Raw genomic sequence first — 19,680 nt, forward strand, 5'->3', positions numbered from 1 at the left:
GAATGCGTCGCGCCGGGCCGCGGCCTCAGCCCTCGGCGAGCGCGACGAGCCCGAGCTCCGCCGATCCGGCGAGCAGCGGATTCGACGGCACAACGCGCACGGTGTAGCCGAAGGAGCCGGCGCGATCGAGCGTGACGGTGCCGCCGTACTCCCCGTCGGAGAGGCGGGCGAGGCGGGTCGTGCGCGGCTCGTCGAGGGAGTCGTCGGCGCGGCTGCGCCCGGAGACGAGTTCGACCGCCACATCGGCGTCGTCGAGGCCGCCGAGCGCGACTTCGGCGCGGACGTGCAGCTCGTCGCCGACCGCGGGCTGGTCGAGCCCGCCTGACTCGACGTGCACCACGCGGACCTGCGGCCAGGCGGCGCGGACGCGGGCGCTCCAGGCGGCGAGTTCCCGGGCACCGCGTGCCCCGTCGGCGACGAGCGCCCGACGCCGTTCGGCTGCGGGCCGGTACAGCCGTTCGACGTACTCGCGCACCATGCGGTCGGCGCCGAGCTCGGGCACGAGCCGGGCGAGCGTCGCACGCAGCATCCGGAGCCACTCCCCGGGGACGCCGTCGGCGTCGCGTTCGAAGAACCCCGCCGGCGCCGCGGCATCGGGGCGGTCGTAGAAGGCGGGCACGATCCGGTGTTCGAGCAGCTCGTAGAGCGACCCGGCTTCGCGCTCGTCGCGCTCGCCCTCGTCTCCCGCGGAATCGGCGGACGGGATGACCCAGCCGAAGTCGTCCGCGGCGTACTCCGCCCACCACCCGTCGAGGATGGAGAGGTTCAGCGCCGCGTTCATCGCCGCCTTCATCCCCGAGGTGCCGCAGGCCTCGAGCGGGCGGAGCGGCGTGTTGAGCCAGACGTCGCAGCCCGGGTACAGCAGCTCGGCCATGCCGATGTCGTAGTCGGGGAGGAAGACGATGCGCTCGCGGAGCTCGGCCCGGGCGGCGAACTGCACGAGGCGCTGGATGAGGCGCTTCCCCTCGTCGTCGGCCGGGTGGGCTTTGCCCGCGATGACGAACTGCACGGGGCGCACCGGGTCCGTGAGGATCGCGGCGAAGCGCTCCGGGTCCTGCAGCATGAGCGTCAGCCGCTTGTAGGTCGGCACTCGGCGGGCGAAGCCCACGGTCAGCACATCCGGGTCGAGGGCCCGGCTCATCCACTCCGGCGCCTGTCCGCCCGGGTGCTGATCCTCCCAGCCGGCCACGAGGCGACGACGAGCCTCGTCTACGAGTCGGGCACGCATCTCTCGCTTCACCGCCCAGAGCTCGGCGTCCCCGAGGGCGGGGTTCTGCCAGTCGGCGTGCTCACTGTCGTCGGTGCCGAGGGTGCGCTCCGCGAGCGCGACCAGGGCCGAGTCGGTCCAGCTCGGCGCATGCACGCCGTTCGTGACGGAGGTGATCGGCACCTCCTCCGGGTCGAAGCCCGGCCAGAGCGCGGCGAACATCCGACGGCTGACGCGACCGTGGAGTTCGGAGACGCCGTTCGCGTGCTGGGCGAGCCGCAACCCCATCACGGCCATGTTGAAGGCGCTCGTCGCCGGGTCCGCGCCCGGCTCGACCCCGAGGGCGAGGGCCTCCGCCGGGGCGACGCCGGGCAGCAGCTCCGCGGTGACGTACCGCTCCACCAGCGCACGGTCGAAGCGGTCGATCCCGGCGGGCACCGGGGTGTGCGTCGTGAACACGGTGCCGCCACGGACGAGCTGCAGCGCCTCCGGGAACGTGAGCCCCTCGCCGATGGCCGCTGAGATCCGCTCGAGGCCGAGGAAGCCCGCGTGGCCCTCGTTCATGTGGAACACCTCGGGCTCAGGCGCGCCGCTCAGCTCGACCCAGGCGCGGAGCGCGCGCACGCCGCCGATGCCGAGCAGCAGCTCCTGGAGCAGGCGGTGCTCGCTGCCGCCGCCGTAGAGCCGATCCGTGACGCCGCGCAGCTCGTCGCCGTTCGCGGGCACGTCGGTGTCGAGGAGGAGCAGGGTGACCCGGCCGACCGCCGCGCGCCAGACCCTCGCCGCGAGGGTGCCGCCGTCGGGCAGCGCGAGCGAGACCTGCACGGCGCTGCCGTCCGGCCTGCGCAGGACGGAGAGCGGCAGACCGTCCGGGTCGAGCGCCGGGTAGCGTTCCTCCTGCCAGCCGTCCGGGGAGAGCGACTGCGAGAAGTAGCCCGTGCGGTAGAAGAGCCCCACCGCGACGAGCGGGACCCCGAGGTCGGAGGCGGCCTTCAGATGGTCGCCGGCGAGGATGCCGAGCCCGCCGGAGTACTGCGGCAGGGCGGCGGCGATCCCGTACTCGGGCGAGAAGTAGGCGACGAGCTCGGGGCGTTCTCCCTCGATCCGCTGGTACCAACGCGGCTCCGCGAGGTAGGCGTCGAGCGCCGCGCGCTCGCGCTCGGCCCGGGCGACGAACTCCTCGTCCTCGGCGAGCTGCTCGAGACGCGCCGGTTCCACCTCGCCGAGGAAGGTCACCGGATCGTGCTCCGATCGCGACCACGCCTCCGGGTCGATGTGCTCGAACAGGCGCCGGGTCGGCTCGTGCCACGCCCAGCGGAGGTTCGCCGCGAGACTCTCGAGCGCGGCGAGCCGCTCGGGGACGACGGCACGGACGGTGAACTTCCGGATCGACTTCACCCCCTCAGACTAGGAGGCCCTCGTGTCCGGTGTGTGAACGCCGCATCACCGCCCGCGACGGAGGACGCCGAAACCCGGCTGCGCTAACGTTCGGAGGGTGACGTTCCGCCTCGCAGCCGACCGCATCCCCGTGACCGGGCTCACCCCGGCCGTGCCAGACCCGCGCTGGCACCCGAAGGCGTTCGAGGGCGAGGTGGTGCCGTTCGGGGCGACGGTCTTCCGCGAGGGGCACGATCTCGTCGGCGCCCTCCTGGTGCTCACCGCGCCGAGCGGGCGGGTGCTGCGCGAACGGATGGCGACCGCGGGGCCGGGCACTGATCGCTGGGTCGCCGAGGCCCTCCTCGACGAGACGGGGCGCTGGCACTGGCACGTCACCGGCTTCGACGACGAGATCGGCACCTGGCGGCACGACGCCGCCGTGAAGATCGATGCCGGCGTCGACGTGGAGCTCATGTACGAGCTCGGTGCGCGGCTGCTGGAGCGCGCCGCCGCCGACGATGGGCGACCGGCCGGAGTGCGGCGGACGCTGACCGCCCTCGCCCGCCGGCTCCGCGACCCGGCGCTCGCGCCGGCGGAACGGCGCTCGCTCGTGGACGACCCGGTATTCGCGGAGTTCGAGCTGCGGCCGCTCAGCCGACTCGCGGGCGACTCCCCCGAGCGCGAGCTCCTCGTCGAGCGCCGGCGCGCCGGTGTCGGCAGCTGGTACGAGTTCTTCCCGCGCTCGGAGGGCGCGAAGCGGCGTGCCGACGGCAGCTGGAAATCCGGCACCTTCCGCAGTGCGGTGCGGCGTCTCGACGCGATCGCGGCGATGGGCTTCGACGTCGTCTACCTCCCGCCCATCCATCCGATCGGCGTGACGAACCGGAAGGGGCGGAACAACACGCTCGATCCCGGTCCGCACGACCCCGGATCGCCCTGGGCGATCGGCGGGCCGCTCGCCGACGGCACCTCAGGGGGGCACGACACGATCCACCCCGACCTCGGCACGCTCGCCGATTTCCGCCGCTTCGTGCGCGAGGCCTCGGCCCGCGGCATCGAGGTCGCCCTCGACCTCGCCCTGCAGGCCTCCCCCGACCATCCCTGGGTGACCGAGCACCCCGAGTGGTTCACCGTGCTCCCCGACGGCACCATCCGCTACGCCGAGAACCCGCCGAAGAAGTACCAGGACATCTACCCGGTGAACTTCGACGACGACCCGGAGGGTCTCTTCGCCGAGGTCCTTCGGATCGTGCGCCACTGGATCGCTCAGGGGGTCCGCATCTTCCGCGTCGACAATCCGCACACCAAGCCCCTGGCGTTCTGGGAGCGGCTGATCGCCGCAGTGAACGCCGAGGACCCCGACGTGGTGTTCCTCGCGGAGGCGTTCACCCGGCCGGCGATGCTGCAGGCGCTCGCGATGGCCGGGTTCCAGCAGTCGTACACCTACTTCACCTGGCGCAACACGAAGGAGGAGCTCGAGGAGTTCCTCCTCGGACTCGCCCGTGACACGGCCGACTTCCTTCGCCCGAATCTCTTCGTGAACACGCCCGACATCCTCACCGAGTACCTGCAGTTCGGCGGCCCTGCGGCGTTCACGGTCCGCGCGACGATCGCGGCCACCGCGGCGCCCACCTGGGGGGTGTACTCCGGCTTCGAGCTGTTCGAGTCCGTCGCCCGTCCGGGAGCGGAGGAGGCGATCGACAACGAGAAGTACGAGTACAAGCCACGCGACTTCGCGCTCGCCGAGCAGGAGGGGCGCTCACTCGCGCTCTATCTCGGCATCCTGAACCGGATCCGCGCCGAGCATCCCGCGCTCGGCCAGCTCCGCAACCTGCACGTGCACCGCAGCGACGACGACGCCGTCCTCGTGTTCTCCAAGCGGCTCGCCGCCGAGTACACCGGCACCGGTGCCGACGACACCCTCATCGTCGTCGCGAACGTCGACCCGCACTCCGTCCGGGAGACGACGGTGCATCTGGACCTCGAAGCGCTGGCGCTGCCCCGGGGCGAGACGTTCGAGGTCGAGGATCTCGTCACGGGGCAGCGCTGGACGTGGGCGGCGGACGCGTACGTGCGGCTCGACGCGTTCACCCGGCCGGCGCACATCCTGCACGTCCGACCGAACGGCACCGACGCCCCGGAGGCGAACCACCATGATTGACGCGGTCCCGCCCGAGCTCCTGGCCTCGGTCGCCGAGGGTCGCTCCCCCGACCCGCACGCGGTGCTCGGCCAGCACGGCGGCGAGGCACCCGGTGCGCCGCGCACGCTCATCCGTGCGCGCCGGCCGCTCGCCGACCGGGTGGACGCGCTGCTCGACGACGGTCGCACCGTCGCCCTCGAGCACCTCGCCGACGGGATCTGGTCGGGCGGCGACGACGGCGCCCCGACCGGATACCGGCTCCGCGCACGGTACGCGGACGGCACCGAGTGGACCGCCGACGACCCCTACCGGTTCGAACCCACCATCGGGGAGCTCGACCTCCACCTCATCGGCGAAGGCCGGCACGAGGAGCTGTGGCAGGCCCTCGGAGCGCACGTGCGCAGCCACCGCGGCACCGGAGCCACCGTGACCGGGACGGCGTTCACGGTGTGGGCGCCGCGGGCGCGGGCGGTGCGCGTCGTCGGCGACTTCAACCGCTGGGACGGTCGCGGGCACGCGATGCGCAGCATGGGCGCGAGCGGAGTCTGGGAGCTGTTCGTGCCGGCCGTCGAGCCCGGCGCCCGGTACAAGTTCGAGCTGCTCACCGCAGCGGGCGCCTGGGTCATGAAGGCCGACCCGATGGCCAGGCAGGCCGAGCAGGCGCCCGCGACGGCCTCCGTCGTCTCCTCGAGCGAGCACCGATGGGGCGACGCCGCCTGGCTCGCCGAGCGCGCGTCGACCTCGGTGCACGAGCGCCCGATGAGCATCTACGAACTCCACCTCGGGTCCTGGCGCCCCGGTCGCGGGTATCGGGACGTCGCCGACGAGCTCATCGAGTACCTCGACTGGCTCGGGTACACCCACGTCGAGTTCCTCCCGCTCGCGGAGCACCCGTTCGGCGGGTCGTGGGGGTACCAGGTCACCGGCTACTACGCCGCGACGAGCCGGTTCGGGTCGCCGGACGACCTCAAGTACCTCGTCGACCGGCTCCATCAGGCCGGCATCGGGGTCATCATGGACTGGGTCCCCGGGCACTTCCCGAAGGACGAGTGGGCGCTCGCCCGCTTCGACGGCGAGCCCCTCTACGAGCACGCCGACCCGCGCCGCGGCGAGCAGCTCGACTGGGGCACCCTCGTCTTCGACTACGGCAACCCGAGGGTGCGCAACTTCCTGGTCGCGAACGCGCTGTTCTGGCTCGAGGAGTTCCACGTCGACGGGTTGCGGGTCGACGCGGTCGCCTCGATGCTCTACCTCGACTGCTCGCGCGCCGAGGGTGAGTGGCTGCCGAACGAGCACGGCGGGCGCGAGCATCTCGAGGCGATCGCGTTCCTGCAGGAGGCGACGGCGACCGCGTACAAGCGGAATGCCGGCATCGTGATGATCGCCGAGGAGTCGACGGCGTGGCCCGGCGTCACCGCCCCCACCTCGTCGGGCGGTCTCGGCTTCGGCTACAAGTGGAACATGGGCTGGATGCACGACACGCTCCAGTACGTCGCGCACGACCCGATGCACCGCGCGCACCACCACCACGAGCTCACGTTCTCGTTCCAGTACGCGTTCAGCGAGCACTACGTGCTGCCGATCAGCCACGACGAGGTCGTCCACGGCAAGGGCTCGCTCGTGCGCAAGATGCCCGGCGACCACTGGCAGCAGCTCGCGAACACCCGCGCATATCTCGCGTTCATGTGGGCGCATCCCGGCAAGCAACTGCTGTTCATGGGGCAGGAGTTCGGTCAGCTGTCCGAGTGGAGCGAGGAGCGTGGCCTCGACTGGTGGATCCTCGACCAGCCCTCGCACCGTCAGCTGGCCGAGTTCGTGGCGCGGCTGAACCACGTCTACCGCCGACTGCCGTCGCTCTGGCAGCTCGACGACGACGCGGCCGGCTTCGAGTGGGTCGACGGGGGCGCCGCGGCGGAGAACGTGGTCGCGTTCCTCCGATACGACCGGGCGCAAGTGCCCCTGCTCTGCGTCGTGAACTTCGCCGGCCGCCCGCACGAGGGGTTCCGGCTCGGCCTGCCGGCCGCCGGCCGGTGGGTGGAAGTCTTGAACTCAGACGCGCTCGAGTTCGGCGGCTCGGGGGTCGGCAACCTGGGCGCCGTGGACGCGGTCGACGCGCCCTGGGCCGGTCGACCGGCGTCGGCGAGCGTCACGCTGCCACCCCTCGGCGCCCTCTGGTTGCGCTTCGAGGGACCGTCGGCGGCTCAGTAGAGCAGGCTCGCGAGCCGGCGACGCGCCACGGCGACGCGCGGGTCCTCCGTGCCGACGACCTCGAAGAGTTCGACGAGGCGCTCGCGCACGGCGGTCTTGCCGTCGGCGTCGAGGCGCGGGAAGAGGCTCAGCAGCCGGTCGAACGCGTCGTCGATGTGCCCGCCCGACAGATCGAGGTCGGCCACGGAGAGCTGGGCCTCCAGATCTTCGGGTGCGGATGCCGCGGCGTTCCGGATCTCGTCGAGGCTCTTGCCCTGCAGCCGCCCGAGGAGCCGCACCTGGGCGAGACCGGCGACCGCGAGCTGATCACGCGGATCCTGCGCCATCGCCGTGCGGTACGCGGTCTCGGCCGCCTGGTAGTCGCCACGCTCGATCGCGTCGAAGGCTTCCTGGTGCAGCGGAGGCAGCGGCGCTTCGACCGGCTCGGCCGCTTCGTCGCCGGCGGCGCCCGGGTCGATCCGGCCGTCGGCACCGTGCTGGGCGCCGAGCTCGAGGAGCTGGTCGAAGAGCTGCTCGATCACCTCGTCGGGCTGCGATCCGGCGAACAGCGGGACCGGCTGCCCGGCGACGAGCGCGACGACCGTCGGCACGGACTGGGCCTGCAACGCCTGCACGAGCTGCGGGCTGCGCTCCGCGTCGACCGCGGCGAGCAGCAGGCGGCCCTGGCGAGCGCGGACGAGGCGGGCGAGGCGGTCGACGAGCTCGATCGACGGCTCGCTGAACCCGGCCCAGAGCACCGTGACGACGGGAACGGTCTTGCTCTGCTCGAGGACCCGGCCGAAGGACTGGTCGTCGGCCTCGACGATCAGCGGGTCGGTGCCGCCGTTCGCCGGCGCCGCGCCGTCGGCCGGCGACTGGGCGCGCGGTGCGAGCGAGGACAGGTCGACCGCGCCGCGCAGGCCGATCGGATCGTTCGGGTTCGTCATTGGACCTCCGAGGCGCTGACGAGGCTCTCGGACCAGCCGAGGAGCCGGATGGGTTCATCCGTGCCGACCGCCGGCACGTAGAAGAGCAGTTGCAGATCGCGCGTGGACTGCACACCCTTCGCGCTCTGCTCCGTGAAGCCCGAGAGCGCGCGGGCCGGGGTGTTCTCCTTGAAGCCCGTGGTGCCGCCGTCGTTCGGTCGCGACTGCTCGGTGCGGCGCACGAGCGTCGAGACCAGTGCGCCGGCGTCGTTCGTGGCGAGCGCGACCGCCGGGGCGTCGCCGGCGACGGCCGACACGCTCAGGGTGATCGTCGGGTTCGCACCCTGGACCTCGTTCGCCCGAGCGGTCGCGTTCAACGTGTCGTCGAGATCGGTGCCCTCGAGGTCGAACAGCGGGGCGTACTCGCTCTCGGCGCCCTTCATCAGGATGTCGGCGAACGCCGTCGACACCTGGGACGGGGCGAGGGTGAGGCCCTTGTACTCCGGGGCGATGATCGGTGCGCCGATCGAGGCGGGCGCGACGTCGGGGAACTCCGGGCCGGGCACGAGCGACATCGTGTACACCACGTGGTACTGGTCGCGCGGGGCGTCCTGCTGCAGCACGAGCGCGGTCGGCGCGACCGCCGCGTCGTCGGAGGACTCCGTGACGGTGAGGACCGTGCGAGGCCATCCCTTCGTCGGGTCGGCGCTCGTCTGCTGCGGGAGCATCACGGACAGCGGACCCGGCGGGATGGCGAGCGCCTGCGTCTGCTCCGGCAGCGTGCCGCGGATCGTGTAGTCGGCGGCTCGCGCCTCGAGCGCCGGCCCGGCGAACCGGGTCTCGAGCGCATCGGTCGCGCGTGCCTCGTCGTTCGTCACGGTGAACTCGGAGATGGTCTGCATGATGCGCTCCATCTGCGGCTCGGTGACGGCGGGCAGACTCTCGTCGACCGGATCACCCTGCTCGGGGGCTTCGCTCTCGGTCGGGCCGGGCGTCACGGTCGGGGCGTCGCTCGCCGACGGCTGGTCGAAGGTCGGCCAGTAGTCGGCGGAGCAGGCGGTGAGCGCCAGCGCCGGCACGAGCACGAGCGGCGCGAGGAGCGCGCGACGGCCGCGGCCGAGGGCGCGGGACTGCTCGGCCGGGCTCGCCGCACTCCGGCGGCGCAGGCCGCGTGGTCCCTTCGGCAGGTTGCGCCGAGGACCGCGGGAGCGGCGGTGGTGCAGGATGCCGAGGAGCAGGAGCACGAGGCCCACCAGGAACAGGGCGCTTCCGCCGACGAGCAGCGGGCCGGCCCAGGGCGTGGAGTTGTCGAGCGGCCACGCGACGACGATCTCATTTGGTGCCGGGTCCTCCGAGCCGGAGGCCACGATGACCGAGATGCCCTCGGGCGCGGCAATGGTCGTGGTGACCCGCCCGTCGCCGGTGAACTGGTCGAGCCAGAGATCGGAACCGGCCGGCGAGATGGTCGCCGTGTCGGCTGCCGGCGCCTCGGGCGTCGCCGGGGTCTCGACGACCGCGCCGTCGGCGGGCGGGGCCGCCTCCGGGGCATCCGCCACGCCGTCGACGCGCTCGGTCACGAGGGTGTCGGTCTCCGCGTCGTAGCCGATCGTCGCGTGGTCGCTCGATCGCACCCAGGCGTCGACGTCGGAGGAGCGCCCGTAGGCGACGAAGACGCTGCCGTCGCCGGTCACGCTCAGGGTCTGGGTTCCGGGGTGCGCCGCGAGCGCGTCGGGCTGGATCACCACGTAGTCCTCCGAGCCGTCGATCGTGGCGGTGAGCGACACCCGGGCAGGCTCGAGGAACACCGTGCGCTGGGCGATGCCCAGCCCGATGAGCACGGCCGCAGCGACGAACGCCACGATGGCGAGGACGAATCGCACGTAGGACCTCCAGGGGCAAAGACATTCCACACTACCCAGCGCGCCTGAGCGTCTCCTAACCGCCAGCTGAAGACGAACACCCCGGTCCCGCCTCCTACCCGTACAATCGGAGGCGATTCCCGCGCGCCATTTCGCCGACGCGGGACCGACACGGAGGAAGAATGGCCGTCGAAGAGACCGAGTTCACCCAGGTGTTCCGCGGATACGACAAAGATGAAGTCGACAAGGCGATCAACGGCCTGCGTCGGGACATCATCGCTGCGAACACCCAGTCGGCCGAGGCGTCGAAGGAGAACAAGCGACTCCTCGCCCGGATCGAAGAGCTCACGGCCGAGCTCGAAGAGGTCGGCAGTCCGACCTTCTCCGGACTCGGCACGAAGCTGGAGAACACGCTCCGGGTCGCCGAGGAGCAGTCGACCCGGCTCATCGCCCAGGCCGACATCGACGCCGAGAAGCTCCGCCGCGCCGCGGAAGACGAGGTGCACGTCCTGAAGTCGGACGCGAAGGAGCTCGCCGAGCGCAGCGTGTCCGAGGCGCGCGCCCAGTCGAGCCGGATCCTCGAGAGCGCCCGGGCCGAGGCCGACGACATGGTCGCCCGCGCGCACGAGACGAGCGAGCAGCTCCGCCAGGAGGCGGCCCGCGATGCCGCCGCCATCCGGAGCTCGGCCGCGACCGAGACCGCAGAACTCCGCGCCAGCGCGAAGCGCGAGGCCGCGGCCACCCTCTCCGACGCCGAACGCCGCGCCTCCGAGCGGCTCGCCGAGGCGAACGCCGAGGCGAACGAGGCGAAGGCCACCGCGGCCGGCCTCGCCCAGGAGACCGAGCAGACCCGCGCAGAGGTCGCGGTCGAGCTCGACCGGGCGAGGGCCGAGCTCGCGAAGGAGAGCGAGCAGGTTCGCCTCGACCTGGCGGCCGAGACCGAGCAGGCGCGTCTCGACCTCGCTCGCGAGAGCGACGAGGCCCGCGCCGCGGTCGCCGCGGAGACCGCTGAGCAGCGCACGGCGCTCGGCCACGAACTGGAGCAGGCTCGCGCCGATCTCGCCCGCGAGATCGAGAGCGGTCGCGAGGAGCTGGAGCTCGAGCGCGAGCAGGCCGCCATCGATCGCGCCCGCGAGGGCGAGGCCGCGAAGCAGAAGCTCGCGCACGAGCTCGAGCGCCTCCGTGCCAAGCACGCCGCCGAACTCGAGCAGATGCGCGCCGACCTCGCCCTCGAGCAGGAGCAGGCTCGCGCCGACTTCGAGGCCGAGGCCGAGCAGGCGCGAATCGATCTCGACAACCAGCTCACCTCGATGCGCAAGAAGACCACCCACGAGGTCAACCGCAAGACCCGCGAGATCGAGCAGGCCCGAATCGACCTCGAGACCGAGCTGGCGACGAAGCGCGACGAGGCCGAGCAGGAGCTGCTCGCCGCCCACCAGCAGGGCGTCGCCGAGACGAAGAAGTTCCTCGACGAGGCGAACGCCGAGCTGGCCGATGCGGTCGCGCGCACGGCTTCGAGCCGGGCCGAGGTCGAGCGGCTCGAGACCGAGGTCCGCGCCGAGATCGCCGAGCTCCGCAACCGTGCCGAGGACGAGGCGCACTCCCGCGTGCAGAGCGCGCACGACCAGGCCCGCAAGCTCATCTCCGACGCGGAGGAGCGCACCCGGGCCCTCGTCGCCGACGCGGAAGACCGACTCTCGCAGATCCGCATCGAGCGCGACGCCGTCGCCGGCTACTTCGAGAGCCTTCGCGGAGTGCTGACCCAGGCGGAGCAGGTCGCGGCGGACACCGAGTAGCGAGGGCGGGGCGGCTCCCGGCATGAAGATCCAGAACGCGTTCCGGGTCGGGCTCGTCGGCACGCTCGGCGTCGGCGTCGGGCTCCTGATCCTGATGTCGATCGCGAGCCTGTCGACGATCCTCACCTACGTCGGCGCCGCCCTCTTCCTCGCCCTCGGGCTCGAACCGGCGATCGCCTGGCTCGAACGCCGAGGACTCCCCCGCTGGAGCTCGATCCTCATCGTGATGGCGGGCGTCGCAGCGCTCGTCGCCGCGCTGCTCCTCGCGGTGATCCCGATCATCGTCGAACAGGTCGGCCAGCTCGTGCAGCGCGTCCCGCTGCTCGTCGCCAATCTGAACTCGACCGAGTGGGTCGCGAGCACCCTCGACTCCCTGCAGGAGCAGTTCCCGCTGCTGAACGTCCAGGAGATCTGGGACAGCGTCTCCAAGGGCGTCGTCGACTTCGTGAGCGACCCCGACAAGATCAGCGAGCTCGCCGGCGGCGTCTGGCAGGTGGCGGTCGCCCTGGGCAGCGGCCTGTTCGCCGTCATCATCGTCGTCATCCTGACGCTCTACTTCACGGCCTCGCTGAACACCATGAAGCGCGGCATCTCCCAGCTCGTGCCGGCCTCGCGTCGGGCCCGCTTCGCCGATCTCACCGAGCAGATCACCCAGTCGGTCGGGCGCTACGTCATCGGTCAGGTGTCGCTCGCCGCGATCAACGGTGTCGCGAGCTTCGTCTTCCTCTCGGTGATCCAGGCCCCGTTCTCAGCCGTACTGGCGTTCGTCGCGTTCGCATTCTCGCTCGTGCCGCTCGTCGGCACGCTCACCGGATCCGTGCTGATCGTGCTCGTCTGCCTCATCCCGGGGCTCGGCTCACCGCTCACCGCGCTGGTCGCCGCGGTCTACTACATCGTGTACATGCAGGTCGAGGCATACGTGCTGAGCCCTCGCATCATGAACCGAGCCGTGAAGGTTCCCGCCGCGCTCGTCGTGGTCGCGGCGCTCGCGGGCGGCGCACTGCTCGGCGTGCTCGGAGCCCTCGTGGCGATCCCGATCGCCGCGTCGCTCCTGCTCATCATCAAGCAGGTCGTCATCCCCCGCCAGAACGAACGCTGACGCGGCCGCCCCTCAGGGGCGCGCGTTCGCTCGGGCGCCCGGGCCCGGTCTCAGACGCCCGCGCTGGGGGCCGGCCAGCTCGTGGGCAGCGGTGCGGCGGACGGGTTCACGATCGAGACGATCTCGTCCAGCACCCGCCTGGTCTGCGTCTCGCCCACCCAGAGATGGCGACCCCCCTCGACGTCGATGCGCCGGAGTCGCGGCACCGCGGCGAACCGTGCCGCGGCCTCGGCGGGGCGGAGGTAGTCGTCGAACTCCGGGATGAGTGCGACGAGCTGCGGTTCGGCGTCGCGCCAGCGCGACAGCTCGGCGTCGCTCGTGCGATGCAATGGGGGCGAGAGCAGGATCGCGCCGTCGATCCGATGCTCCAGGCCGTACTTCAGCGCGAGCTCCGTGCCGAACGACCAGCCGAGGAGCCAGGGATGCGGAAGGCCGCGCGCCTCGACGAACGCCATCGCCGCCGCGACATCCGCCTGTTCCGCGATGCCGTCGCCGAACTCGCCGTCGCTCGTTCCGCGCGGAGACGCCGTACCGCGGGTGTTGAAACGCAGCACCGCGAGGTCTGCGAGAGCGGGCAGCCGAGCGGCGGCCTTGCGGAGGATGTGCGAGTCCATGAAGCCGCCCGCGGTCGGCAGCGGGTGCAGCGTCACGAGCGTCGCGACCGGCTCCCTCGCCTCCGGGAGAGCGAGCTCGCCGACGAGTCGGAGCCCGTCGCTCGTCGTGAGCACGACCTCCTCCCGACGGGCCGGAAGTTCGATGCCCGCGCGGATCTCCACGGAGGTGGTCTCACTCGAATCGTGCTGCGTCATCTGCCTGCCCTCCAGCAGTGGGTGTGCCAGTGCCGACGAGCGGACAGGTCGGCCGCATCGCCGAGCACCCCGTCGGCCCGCCACACCACGAGATGCGCGGTGCCGGGCGGGATCTGCTGTGCGCACCCGGGACACGCGTAGGGCTTCAGCGCCTGCGCCTCGGACACCGGCTGGACGTTCCATTCCCGCCCGCGGTGCGTCTCGGTGCGACGCCAGCCGGAGGTCAGGCGGTCGACGTCGAGCTCGGGATGCGGCTCGCGTGCCCGCGCGGCTCGACCATGGGATCGGTGCGAGGGTGCCATGCGAACCAGTCTATGGCGAGCTGCGACACCGGCAGCTCAGACGGCGAGGCACCGCTCAGTACCAGCCTGCGGACTCCGAATGCGCCCACGCGCCGCAGGGTGAGCCATACCGGCCCTGGATGTAGCCCAGTCCCCACTCGATCTGCGTAGCGGCGTTCGTCTCCCAGTCGTCGCCCGCGCTGGCCATCTTCGAACCCGGTAGGGCCTGCGGGATGCCGTACGCGCCGCTCGACGCGTTGTGCGCGTTCACCCGCCAGCCCGACTCACGGTTCCAGAGCGCGACGAGGCAGTCGAACTCACCGGCCCCCCAGCCGCGGGCCGCGACCGCGCCGGAGGCGTACCCCTGCGCCGAGCCGGGATCCGGCTGGACGGCCGGCGGAGCCCACGCCACGGCTTTCGGCGCCTCGACGATCGGTTCGGGCTTCTTCTCGACGGCGTAGTCCTCGCGGCCGACCGAGAGGGTGTACTCGCCCTCGAGCTCGAGGTCCTGCACCGACCGACCCTCGAAACGGTCGCCGGCCGCCGCGAACTCCACTCCCGAGGCGGCAGTCGCGCGCGCATCCACCGTGGGGTCGACGAGGTTGACGAGGACGATGCCGATGCTCGCGGCCGAGGCGAAGCCCACGGTGAGGGCCTGCTTCACCCGCGATCGCACGCTGGTGGCGGCGCCGGCGGTGCGGGGCGTCGCCGTGACCGTGTCGATGGCCGGCTGGGAACGGTGAAGCGATGCGCTTGGCGCGCCTGCGTCCGAGTGCCTACCCACGATGCTCCGAGTCTAGCGAGACGACCCCGCTCATCGCACGGCCAGCATCACGTCGACGACGGCATCGAGCACGAGATCGACCTGTGCCTCGCGGTAGCCACCACGCTGCGGGCGGAACGTCACCGTGCGGACGTCGTCGACCGAGATGGGCCAACCGTCGCGGAAGTACCGGGTCAGCTTGTCGGCGAATCGATCGACGTCCTCGACGCGGTACCCGGTGACGAGCGGGTTCACCCGCTCGAAGCGGTGGTGCTCCGGGCGACCGAGCCGGTTCGCGATCACCTGCGCCGTCGTCCGCGCCTCGCGCAACCAGGCCTCCTGGCCGTAGAGCAGGGCCGAGGTGCGGCGCTCCTGCGCCGCGAACGCGTCCTCCAGCCGTTCGAGCGCGGCATCCACGTGATCGGTCGAGTACCCGCGCTTCTGCATGCCGAAGGCCGTCAGGCGGATCGACTCCGCCGTGATCGTCTGATCCCCGGGCGCCGGGGTTCCGTCGTAGGCGCGGCGCGCCACCCTCAGGAACTCGTCGACCTCACCGGTGTGGTACCCCAACTTGGGCTTTCGTGCGCGCGGAAAGGGAGAAGACACCGCTCCAGTATTGCGCACGCTCATCCGAAGAGCTGGAAGGCCACGAAGGCAACTGCGGCTGAGGGCAGGATCGAGTCGAGTCGGTCGAGGAACCCGCCGTGCCCCGGCAACCAGGAACTCATGTCCTTGATGCCGAGATCCCGCTTGACGAGCGATTCGGCGAGATCGCCGAGGGTCGCGGTGAGCAGCACCGCGGCACCGAAGATCAGCCCGAACCACCACGTGTTGTCGAGCATGAACACCGACAGCAGCACCCCGGCAACGAGACTCGCGAGCGCGCCGCCGGCGAAACCCTCCCACGTCTTCTTCGGGCTGATCACGGGGGCCATCGGATGCTTTCCGAAGAGCAGCCCGGAGACGTAGGCACCGGTGTCGGCGCCGACCGCGATGATGATGAACGCGAGGGTCCACCACTGTCCGCCGTCCGCCGCCGTGAGCACCACCGCGAACGAGGCGAGGAACGTGACGTAGCCCTGCACGAACGCCCCCGCGGCGAGATCACGGAGCAGCCCCCGCGAGCCGGCGACGGCCTTCGGCACGGCCTGCTCGATGATCCGCCAGAGCGACACCAGCAGGATGCCGCCGGGCACCGCGAGCAGCTGCCCCCCTGGACCGCCGTAGTAGGCGATCGGTACGGCGACCACCGCGGCGATGACGGTGGGAATGCGGGGCACCAGGTACGAGCCCTTGCGCAGCGCTTGCGCCAGCTCGTAGCTGGCAAAGCCCGCCACGAGCACGGCGAAGAGCATGAAGAGCTCTTTCAGGAAGAGCAGGCTGAGCAGCAGGGCGCCGCCGAAGACGACCCCGATCAGCACCGCCAGGATCAGATTCCGACCGGTGCGCGCCTGAATGCGCTCCTGCGCCTGATCGAACTGCGCCTTGCCCGCTTCGAACTGCCGCTCCAGGTCGGCCTTCCTCGCCCCGAGCTGCCGCTCGAGACCAGCCTTCCGGGCCTGCACCTGAGCACGGAACTCACCGCGCGACGCGGGCTCCTGCTCTGATCCCCCGCCGCGCTCCTCCTCGGGAACGCCCGACATCCGCTGGCCTCAGACCTCGAGGAGTTCGGCTTCCTTGCGCTTCAGCGCCTCGTCGATCTGGTCGACGTGCGCCTTGGTCACCTGTTCGAGCTCCTTCTCACCGCGAGCCACCTCGTCGTCGCCGACCTCGCCCTTGAGCGAGTCGAGGTCGTCCTTCGCCTTCCGGCGGACGTTGCGCACCGAGACGCGGGCGTCCTCCGCCTTCGACCGCACGATCTTCACGAACTCCTTGCGGCGCTCCTCGGTGAGCTCGGGGAGGGTCACCCGGATGATGTTGCCGTCGTTGCTCGGGTTGGCCCCGAGGTTCGGCGTATCGCGGATGGCCTGCTCGATGTCCTTCATCGCCCCCTTGTCGTACGGCGTCACGACGAGCGTGCGCGCCTCGGGGTTGGCGAGGGACGCCAGCTGCGCGAGCGGGGTGGGCGTGCCGTAGTAGCTCACCATGATCTTCTGGAAGAGCTGCGGGTTCGCACGACCAGTGCGGACCGTGGCGAAATCTTCCTTTGCCGCCTCGACGGCCTTCTGCATGCGCACACCGGCGTCGGAAAGTACATCCGCGATCACGTCGAACTCCTTACGGTTCTAAGCCTCTGGTCAGTCTATCGACTGACGGGTTCCACGCCGTTCGCCACGACGGTGCCGAGGTCGGCGCCGAGGATGGCCGCGGTCACGTTGCCGGCCGGCTCCATGCCGAACACCTGCATCGGCATGCCGTTGTCCATGCACAGGCTGAAGGCGGTCGAGTCGACGACCTTCAGGCCGCGCTGCAGCGCTTCCTGGTAGCTGATCCGATCGATCTTGTGGGCGTCCGGGTTCGTCCTGGGGTCGTCGGAGTAGACCCCGTCGACGCCGTTCTTCGCCACGAGCACGACGTCGGCGCCGATCTCGAGCGCACGCTGCGCGGCGACCGTGTCGGTGGAGAAGTACGGCAGCCCGGCCCCCGCACCGAAGATGACGACGCGGCCCTTCTCGAGGTGCCGTTCGGCGCGGCGCGGGATGTACGGCTCGGCGACCTGCGTCATCTCGATCGCGGACTGCACCCGCGTCTCGGCGCCGGCCTGCTCGAGGAAGTCCTGCAGCGCGAGCGAGTTCATGACGGTGCCGAGCATGCCCATGTAGTCCGCGCGGCCGCGGTCCATGCCGCGCTGGCTGAGCTCGGCGCCGCGGAAGAAGTTGCCTCCGCCGACGACGATCGCGATCTCGACGGTGCGCGCGGCATCCGCGATCTCACGGGCGATCTGGCTGACGACGTCGGGATTGACGCCGAGGGCGCCACCTCCGAACGACTCGCCGGAGAGCTTGAGGAGGACCCTGCGTCGCGTGGGGGTCTCGGTCATGGATGTCGGTTCCTTCCCGCTCGTCTGAGTTCAAACTAGTGCGTCCGCAACGCGGCGGAGCCGTGCGGCGCCTGAGAATCCCGCCCGACGAGGAGGGCAGGGCAGGCGCGGTCGCCCAGGGGGCGAGTGCGCGCCGATCGCGCGCACAGAAAAGGAGTCCGGATCGACGAGCGATCCGGACTCCTCCTCATCGGCGTTACGCCGTGGCCTTGAACCGGGCGAAGCCGGTCACGGTGAGGCCGGCATCGTCGAGCACCTTCTTCACCTGCTGCTTGTTGTCGCGGGCGTAGTCCTGCTCGAGCAGGGCGACCTGCTTGAAGAACGCGGTGAGACGACCCTCGACGATCTTCGGCAGGGCGGCCTCGGGCTTGCCCTCGTTGCGGCTGATCTCGGTGACGAGCTCGCGCTCCTTCTCGACGATGTCGGCCGGGACCTCGTCACGCGAGAGGTACGTCGGGTCGAACATCGCGATGTGCTGCGCGATCGCCCGCGCCGTCTCGGCGTCGCCACCCGTGTAGGCGACGAGGACGCCGATCTGCGGCGGGAGGTCCTTCGAGGTCTTGTGCAGGTAGACCCCGAACTGGTCGCCGCTCAGGGTGACGACCTTCGAGAGCTCGACCTTCTCGCCGAGGATGGCAGCCTGCTCGTCGATGACCTCGCCGACGGTCTTGCCGTCGACGGGGGCCGCGAGCGCGGAGGCCACGTCGGTGGCGCCGGCCGCGGCGACCGCGTCGAGCACCTGGTCGGCGAGGGCGATGAACTTGTCGTTCTTCGCGACGAAGTCCGTCTCGCAGGCGAGCTGGATCATCGTGTAGCCGGCGGCCGACTCCTTCGCCGCGACGAGACCTTCGCTCGTCGAGCGGTCGGCGCGCTTGGCGTTGCCCTTGGCACCCTTCAGGCGCAGGATCTCGGTGGCCTTCTCGAGGTCGCCACCGGCCTCCTCGAGCGCCTTCTTGGTGTCGACCATGCCCGTGCCGAGCTGCTCGCGCAGGGCCTTGATGTCAGCGATGCTGATTGCCATGTCTGGCTGTCTCCTTCGGGGACTTATTCGGCGGGGGTTGCGGCGGCGGCCGCGCCCTCGGCGTCGGCCTCGGACTCGGTCGCGGCGATCTCGGTCGCGGCCTCGTCGACGACCTCGGCGGCCTCAGCCTTGGCCTCGGCCTCGGTCTCGACGGCCTTCTCGGTCGCGGCGCCCTGCTGCAGGAGCTCCTGCTCCCACTCGGCGAGCGGCTCGACGGCGGAGACGTTGCCGCTCTCCTCGGGCTTCTGGTGGCGCTCGATGAGGCCCTCGGCGGCGGCGTCGGCGATGATGCGGGTGAGCAGGCTCACCGAGCGGATCGCGTCGTCGTTGCCCGGGATCGGGTACTGCACCTCGTCGGGGTCGCAGTTCGTGTCGAGGATGCCGATGACGGGGATGCCGAGCTTCTTCGCCTCGTCGATCGCGAGGTGCTCCTTCTTGGTGTCCACGACCCAGAGCGCCGACGGCGTCTTCGAGAGGTTGCGGATGCCGCCGAGCGACTTGTGCAGCTTGTCGAGCTCGCGCTTCTTGAGCAGCAGCTCCTTCTTCGTGAAGCCCGAGGTGGTGCCCTCGTAGTCGAGCTCCTCGAGCTCCTTCATGCGGGCGAGGCGCTTCGACACCGTGGTGAAGTTGGTGAGGAGACCGCCGAGCCAGCGCTGGTTCACGTAGGGCTGGCCGACGCGGGTCGCCTGCTCGGCGATGGACTCCTGCGCCTGCTTCTTCGTGCCGACGAAGAGGACGGTGCCGCCGTGGGCGACCGTCTCGCGGACGAAGTCGTACGCCTTGTCGATGTAGGCGAGCGACTGCTGCAGGTCGATGATGTAGATGCCCGAGCGCTCGGTGAAGATGAAGCGCTTCATCTTCGGGTTCCAGCGGCGGGTCTGGTGCCCGAAGTGCACGCCGCTGTCGAGCAGCTGGCGAATGGTGACGACGGCCATGAGCCGTTCTCCTTCTGTTCTCAGTTGTACGCTGCCGGCCGGCGGCCGGAAGCCCTGGTGCCCGGCGCGATCCCGCCGTTCCGGCGAATCGCTGCGGGCAGCGGTTCGCGGTGGTTTGGACTGAGTGGGATCGGCGGCCGAATGGGCACGCGGAGTCACCTCGACATGCGAGGTGCGGGTTCACTCTACCAGTTCACCGCCCGCTCGCCGTCCGGCACCGCACCGGGCGCGGTCGGGCACCGGCCCGGTCGGCTCCAGCGGACGCCCCGTCCTCCACACCCGTCGCACGGTCGCGCGAT

At 71.1% G+C, this 19,680-nt stretch carries 16 protein-coding genes; 4 read left to right on the forward strand and 12 right to left on the reverse strand.

Annotation, left to right across the window (positions count from 1 at the left end):
* Positions 1 to 25 precede the first annotated feature (25 nt).
* Positions 26 to 2,605, reverse strand: coding sequence for an alpha-glucan family phosphorylase (gene glgP, locus M3147_RS07680; protein WP_251202866.1), 2,580 nt, complete (start codon positions 2,603 to 2,605; stop codon positions 26 to 28).
* 97 nt (positions 2,606 to 2,702) lie between these two features.
* On the opposite strand from glgP, the gene M3147_RS07685 reads away from it, so the two are divergent.
* Both M3147_RS07685 and glgB read left to right on the forward strand, forming a co-directional pair.
* Entirely contained in the window at positions 2,703 to 4,745 is a 2,043-nt protein-coding gene (locus tag M3147_RS07685) for a maltotransferase domain-containing protein (RefSeq protein WP_251202867.1), read from the forward strand.
* The gene (gene glgB / locus M3147_RS07690) at positions 4,738 to 6,933 is read left to right on the forward strand and encodes a 1,4-alpha-glucan branching protein GlgB (protein ID WP_251202868.1); all 2,196 of its coding nucleotides are present in this window, start codon (positions 4,738 to 4,740) and stop codon (positions 6,931 to 6,933) included. The genes M3147_RS07685 and glgB overlap by 8 nt, the downstream gene beginning before the upstream one ends.
* On the opposite strand, the gene M3147_RS07695 is transcribed toward glgB, so the two are convergent.
* Positions 6,927 to 7,859, reverse strand: a complete 933-nt coding sequence (locus tag M3147_RS07695) for a tetratricopeptide repeat protein (protein WP_251202869.1) — start codon at positions 7,857 to 7,859, stop codon at positions 6,927 to 6,929. The genes glgB and M3147_RS07695 overlap by 7 nt on opposite strands.
* The gene (locus M3147_RS07700) at positions 7,856 to 9,718 is read right to left on the reverse strand and encodes a hypothetical protein (RefSeq protein WP_251202870.1); all 1,863 of its coding nucleotides are present in this window, start codon (positions 9,716 to 9,718) and stop codon (positions 7,856 to 7,858) included. The genes M3147_RS07695 and M3147_RS07700 overlap by 4 nt, the downstream gene beginning before the upstream one ends.
* Before the next feature lie 161 nt (positions 9,719 to 9,879).
* On the opposite strand from M3147_RS07700, the gene M3147_RS07705 reads away from it, so the two are divergent.
* Both M3147_RS07705 and M3147_RS07710 read left to right on the forward strand, forming a co-directional pair.
* The gene (locus M3147_RS07705; RefSeq protein WP_251202871.1) at positions 9,880 to 11,493 is read left to right on the forward strand and encodes a DivIVA domain-containing protein; all 1,614 of its coding nucleotides are present in this window, start codon (positions 9,880 to 9,882) and stop codon (positions 11,491 to 11,493) included.
* 22 nt (positions 11,494 to 11,515) lie between these two features.
* Positions 11,516 to 12,592: an AI-2E family transporter gene (locus tag M3147_RS07710; RefSeq protein ID WP_251202872.1), complete on the forward strand. Its 1,077-nt coding sequence runs from the start codon at positions 11,516 to 11,518 to the stop codon at positions 12,590 to 12,592.
* 50 nt (positions 12,593 to 12,642) lie between these two features.
* Here the strand turns inward: M3147_RS07710 and M3147_RS07715 are convergent, their stop codons facing one another.
* From M3147_RS07715 to rpsB, 9 genes are all read right to left on the reverse strand, one after another.
* Positions 12,643 to 13,401 (reverse strand): alpha/beta hydrolase, encoded by a 759-nt coding sequence (locus tag M3147_RS07715; protein WP_251202873.1) that lies wholly within the window; start codon positions 13,399 to 13,401, stop codon positions 12,643 to 12,645.
* Positions 13,398 to 13,703 (reverse strand): hypothetical protein, encoded by a 306-nt coding sequence (locus M3147_RS07720; RefSeq protein WP_251202874.1) that lies wholly within the window; start codon positions 13,701 to 13,703, stop codon positions 13,398 to 13,400. The genes M3147_RS07715 and M3147_RS07720 overlap by 4 nt, the downstream gene beginning before the upstream one ends.
* Positions 13,704 to 13,758: 55 nt before the next feature.
* Positions 13,759 to 14,346 (reverse strand): lytic transglycosylase domain-containing protein, encoded by a 588-nt coding sequence (locus M3147_RS19860; RefSeq protein ID WP_439954192.1) that lies wholly within the window; start codon positions 14,344 to 14,346, stop codon positions 13,759 to 13,761.
* A gap of 150 nt (positions 14,347 to 14,496) precedes the next feature.
* On the reverse strand, positions 14,497 to 15,075 hold the full coding sequence (locus M3147_RS07730; protein ID WP_251202875.1) for a DivIVA domain-containing protein: 579 nt from the start codon (positions 15,073 to 15,075) through the stop codon (positions 14,497 to 14,499).
* Complete coding sequence (locus M3147_RS07735; protein ID WP_251202876.1) at positions 15,072 to 16,088, reverse strand: phosphatidate cytidylyltransferase; 1,017 nt, start codon at positions 16,086 to 16,088, stop codon at positions 15,072 to 15,074. The genes M3147_RS07730 and M3147_RS07735 overlap by 4 nt, the downstream gene beginning before the upstream one ends.
* A 9-nt stretch (positions 16,089 to 16,097) precedes the next feature.
* Positions 16,098 to 16,652, reverse strand: a complete 555-nt coding sequence (frr, locus tag M3147_RS07740; RefSeq protein WP_251202877.1) for a ribosome recycling factor — start codon at positions 16,650 to 16,652, stop codon at positions 16,098 to 16,100.
* A gap of 35 nt (positions 16,653 to 16,687) precedes the next feature.
* On the reverse strand, positions 16,688 to 17,425 hold the full coding sequence (gene pyrH / locus M3147_RS07745) for a UMP kinase (RefSeq protein WP_251202878.1): 738 nt from the start codon (positions 17,423 to 17,425) through the stop codon (positions 16,688 to 16,690).
* Positions 17,426 to 17,621: 196 nt separating this feature from the next.
* Positions 17,622 to 18,446, reverse strand: coding sequence for a translation elongation factor Ts (tsf, locus tag M3147_RS07750; protein ID WP_251202879.1), 825 nt, complete (start codon positions 18,444 to 18,446; stop codon positions 17,622 to 17,624).
* 23 nt (positions 18,447 to 18,469) lie between these two features.
* A complete protein-coding gene (rpsB, locus tag M3147_RS07755; protein ID WP_251202880.1) occupies positions 18,470 to 19,381 on the reverse strand; it encodes a 30S ribosomal protein S2 in 912 nt (303 codons plus the stop codon).
* Positions 19,382 to 19,680: the final 299 nt, after the last annotated feature.

The organism is Agromyces mediolanus (assembly GCF_023715325.1).
Classification (GTDB): domain Bacteria; phylum Actinomycetota; class Actinomycetes; order Actinomycetales; family Microbacteriaceae; genus Agromyces; species Agromyces mediolanus_A.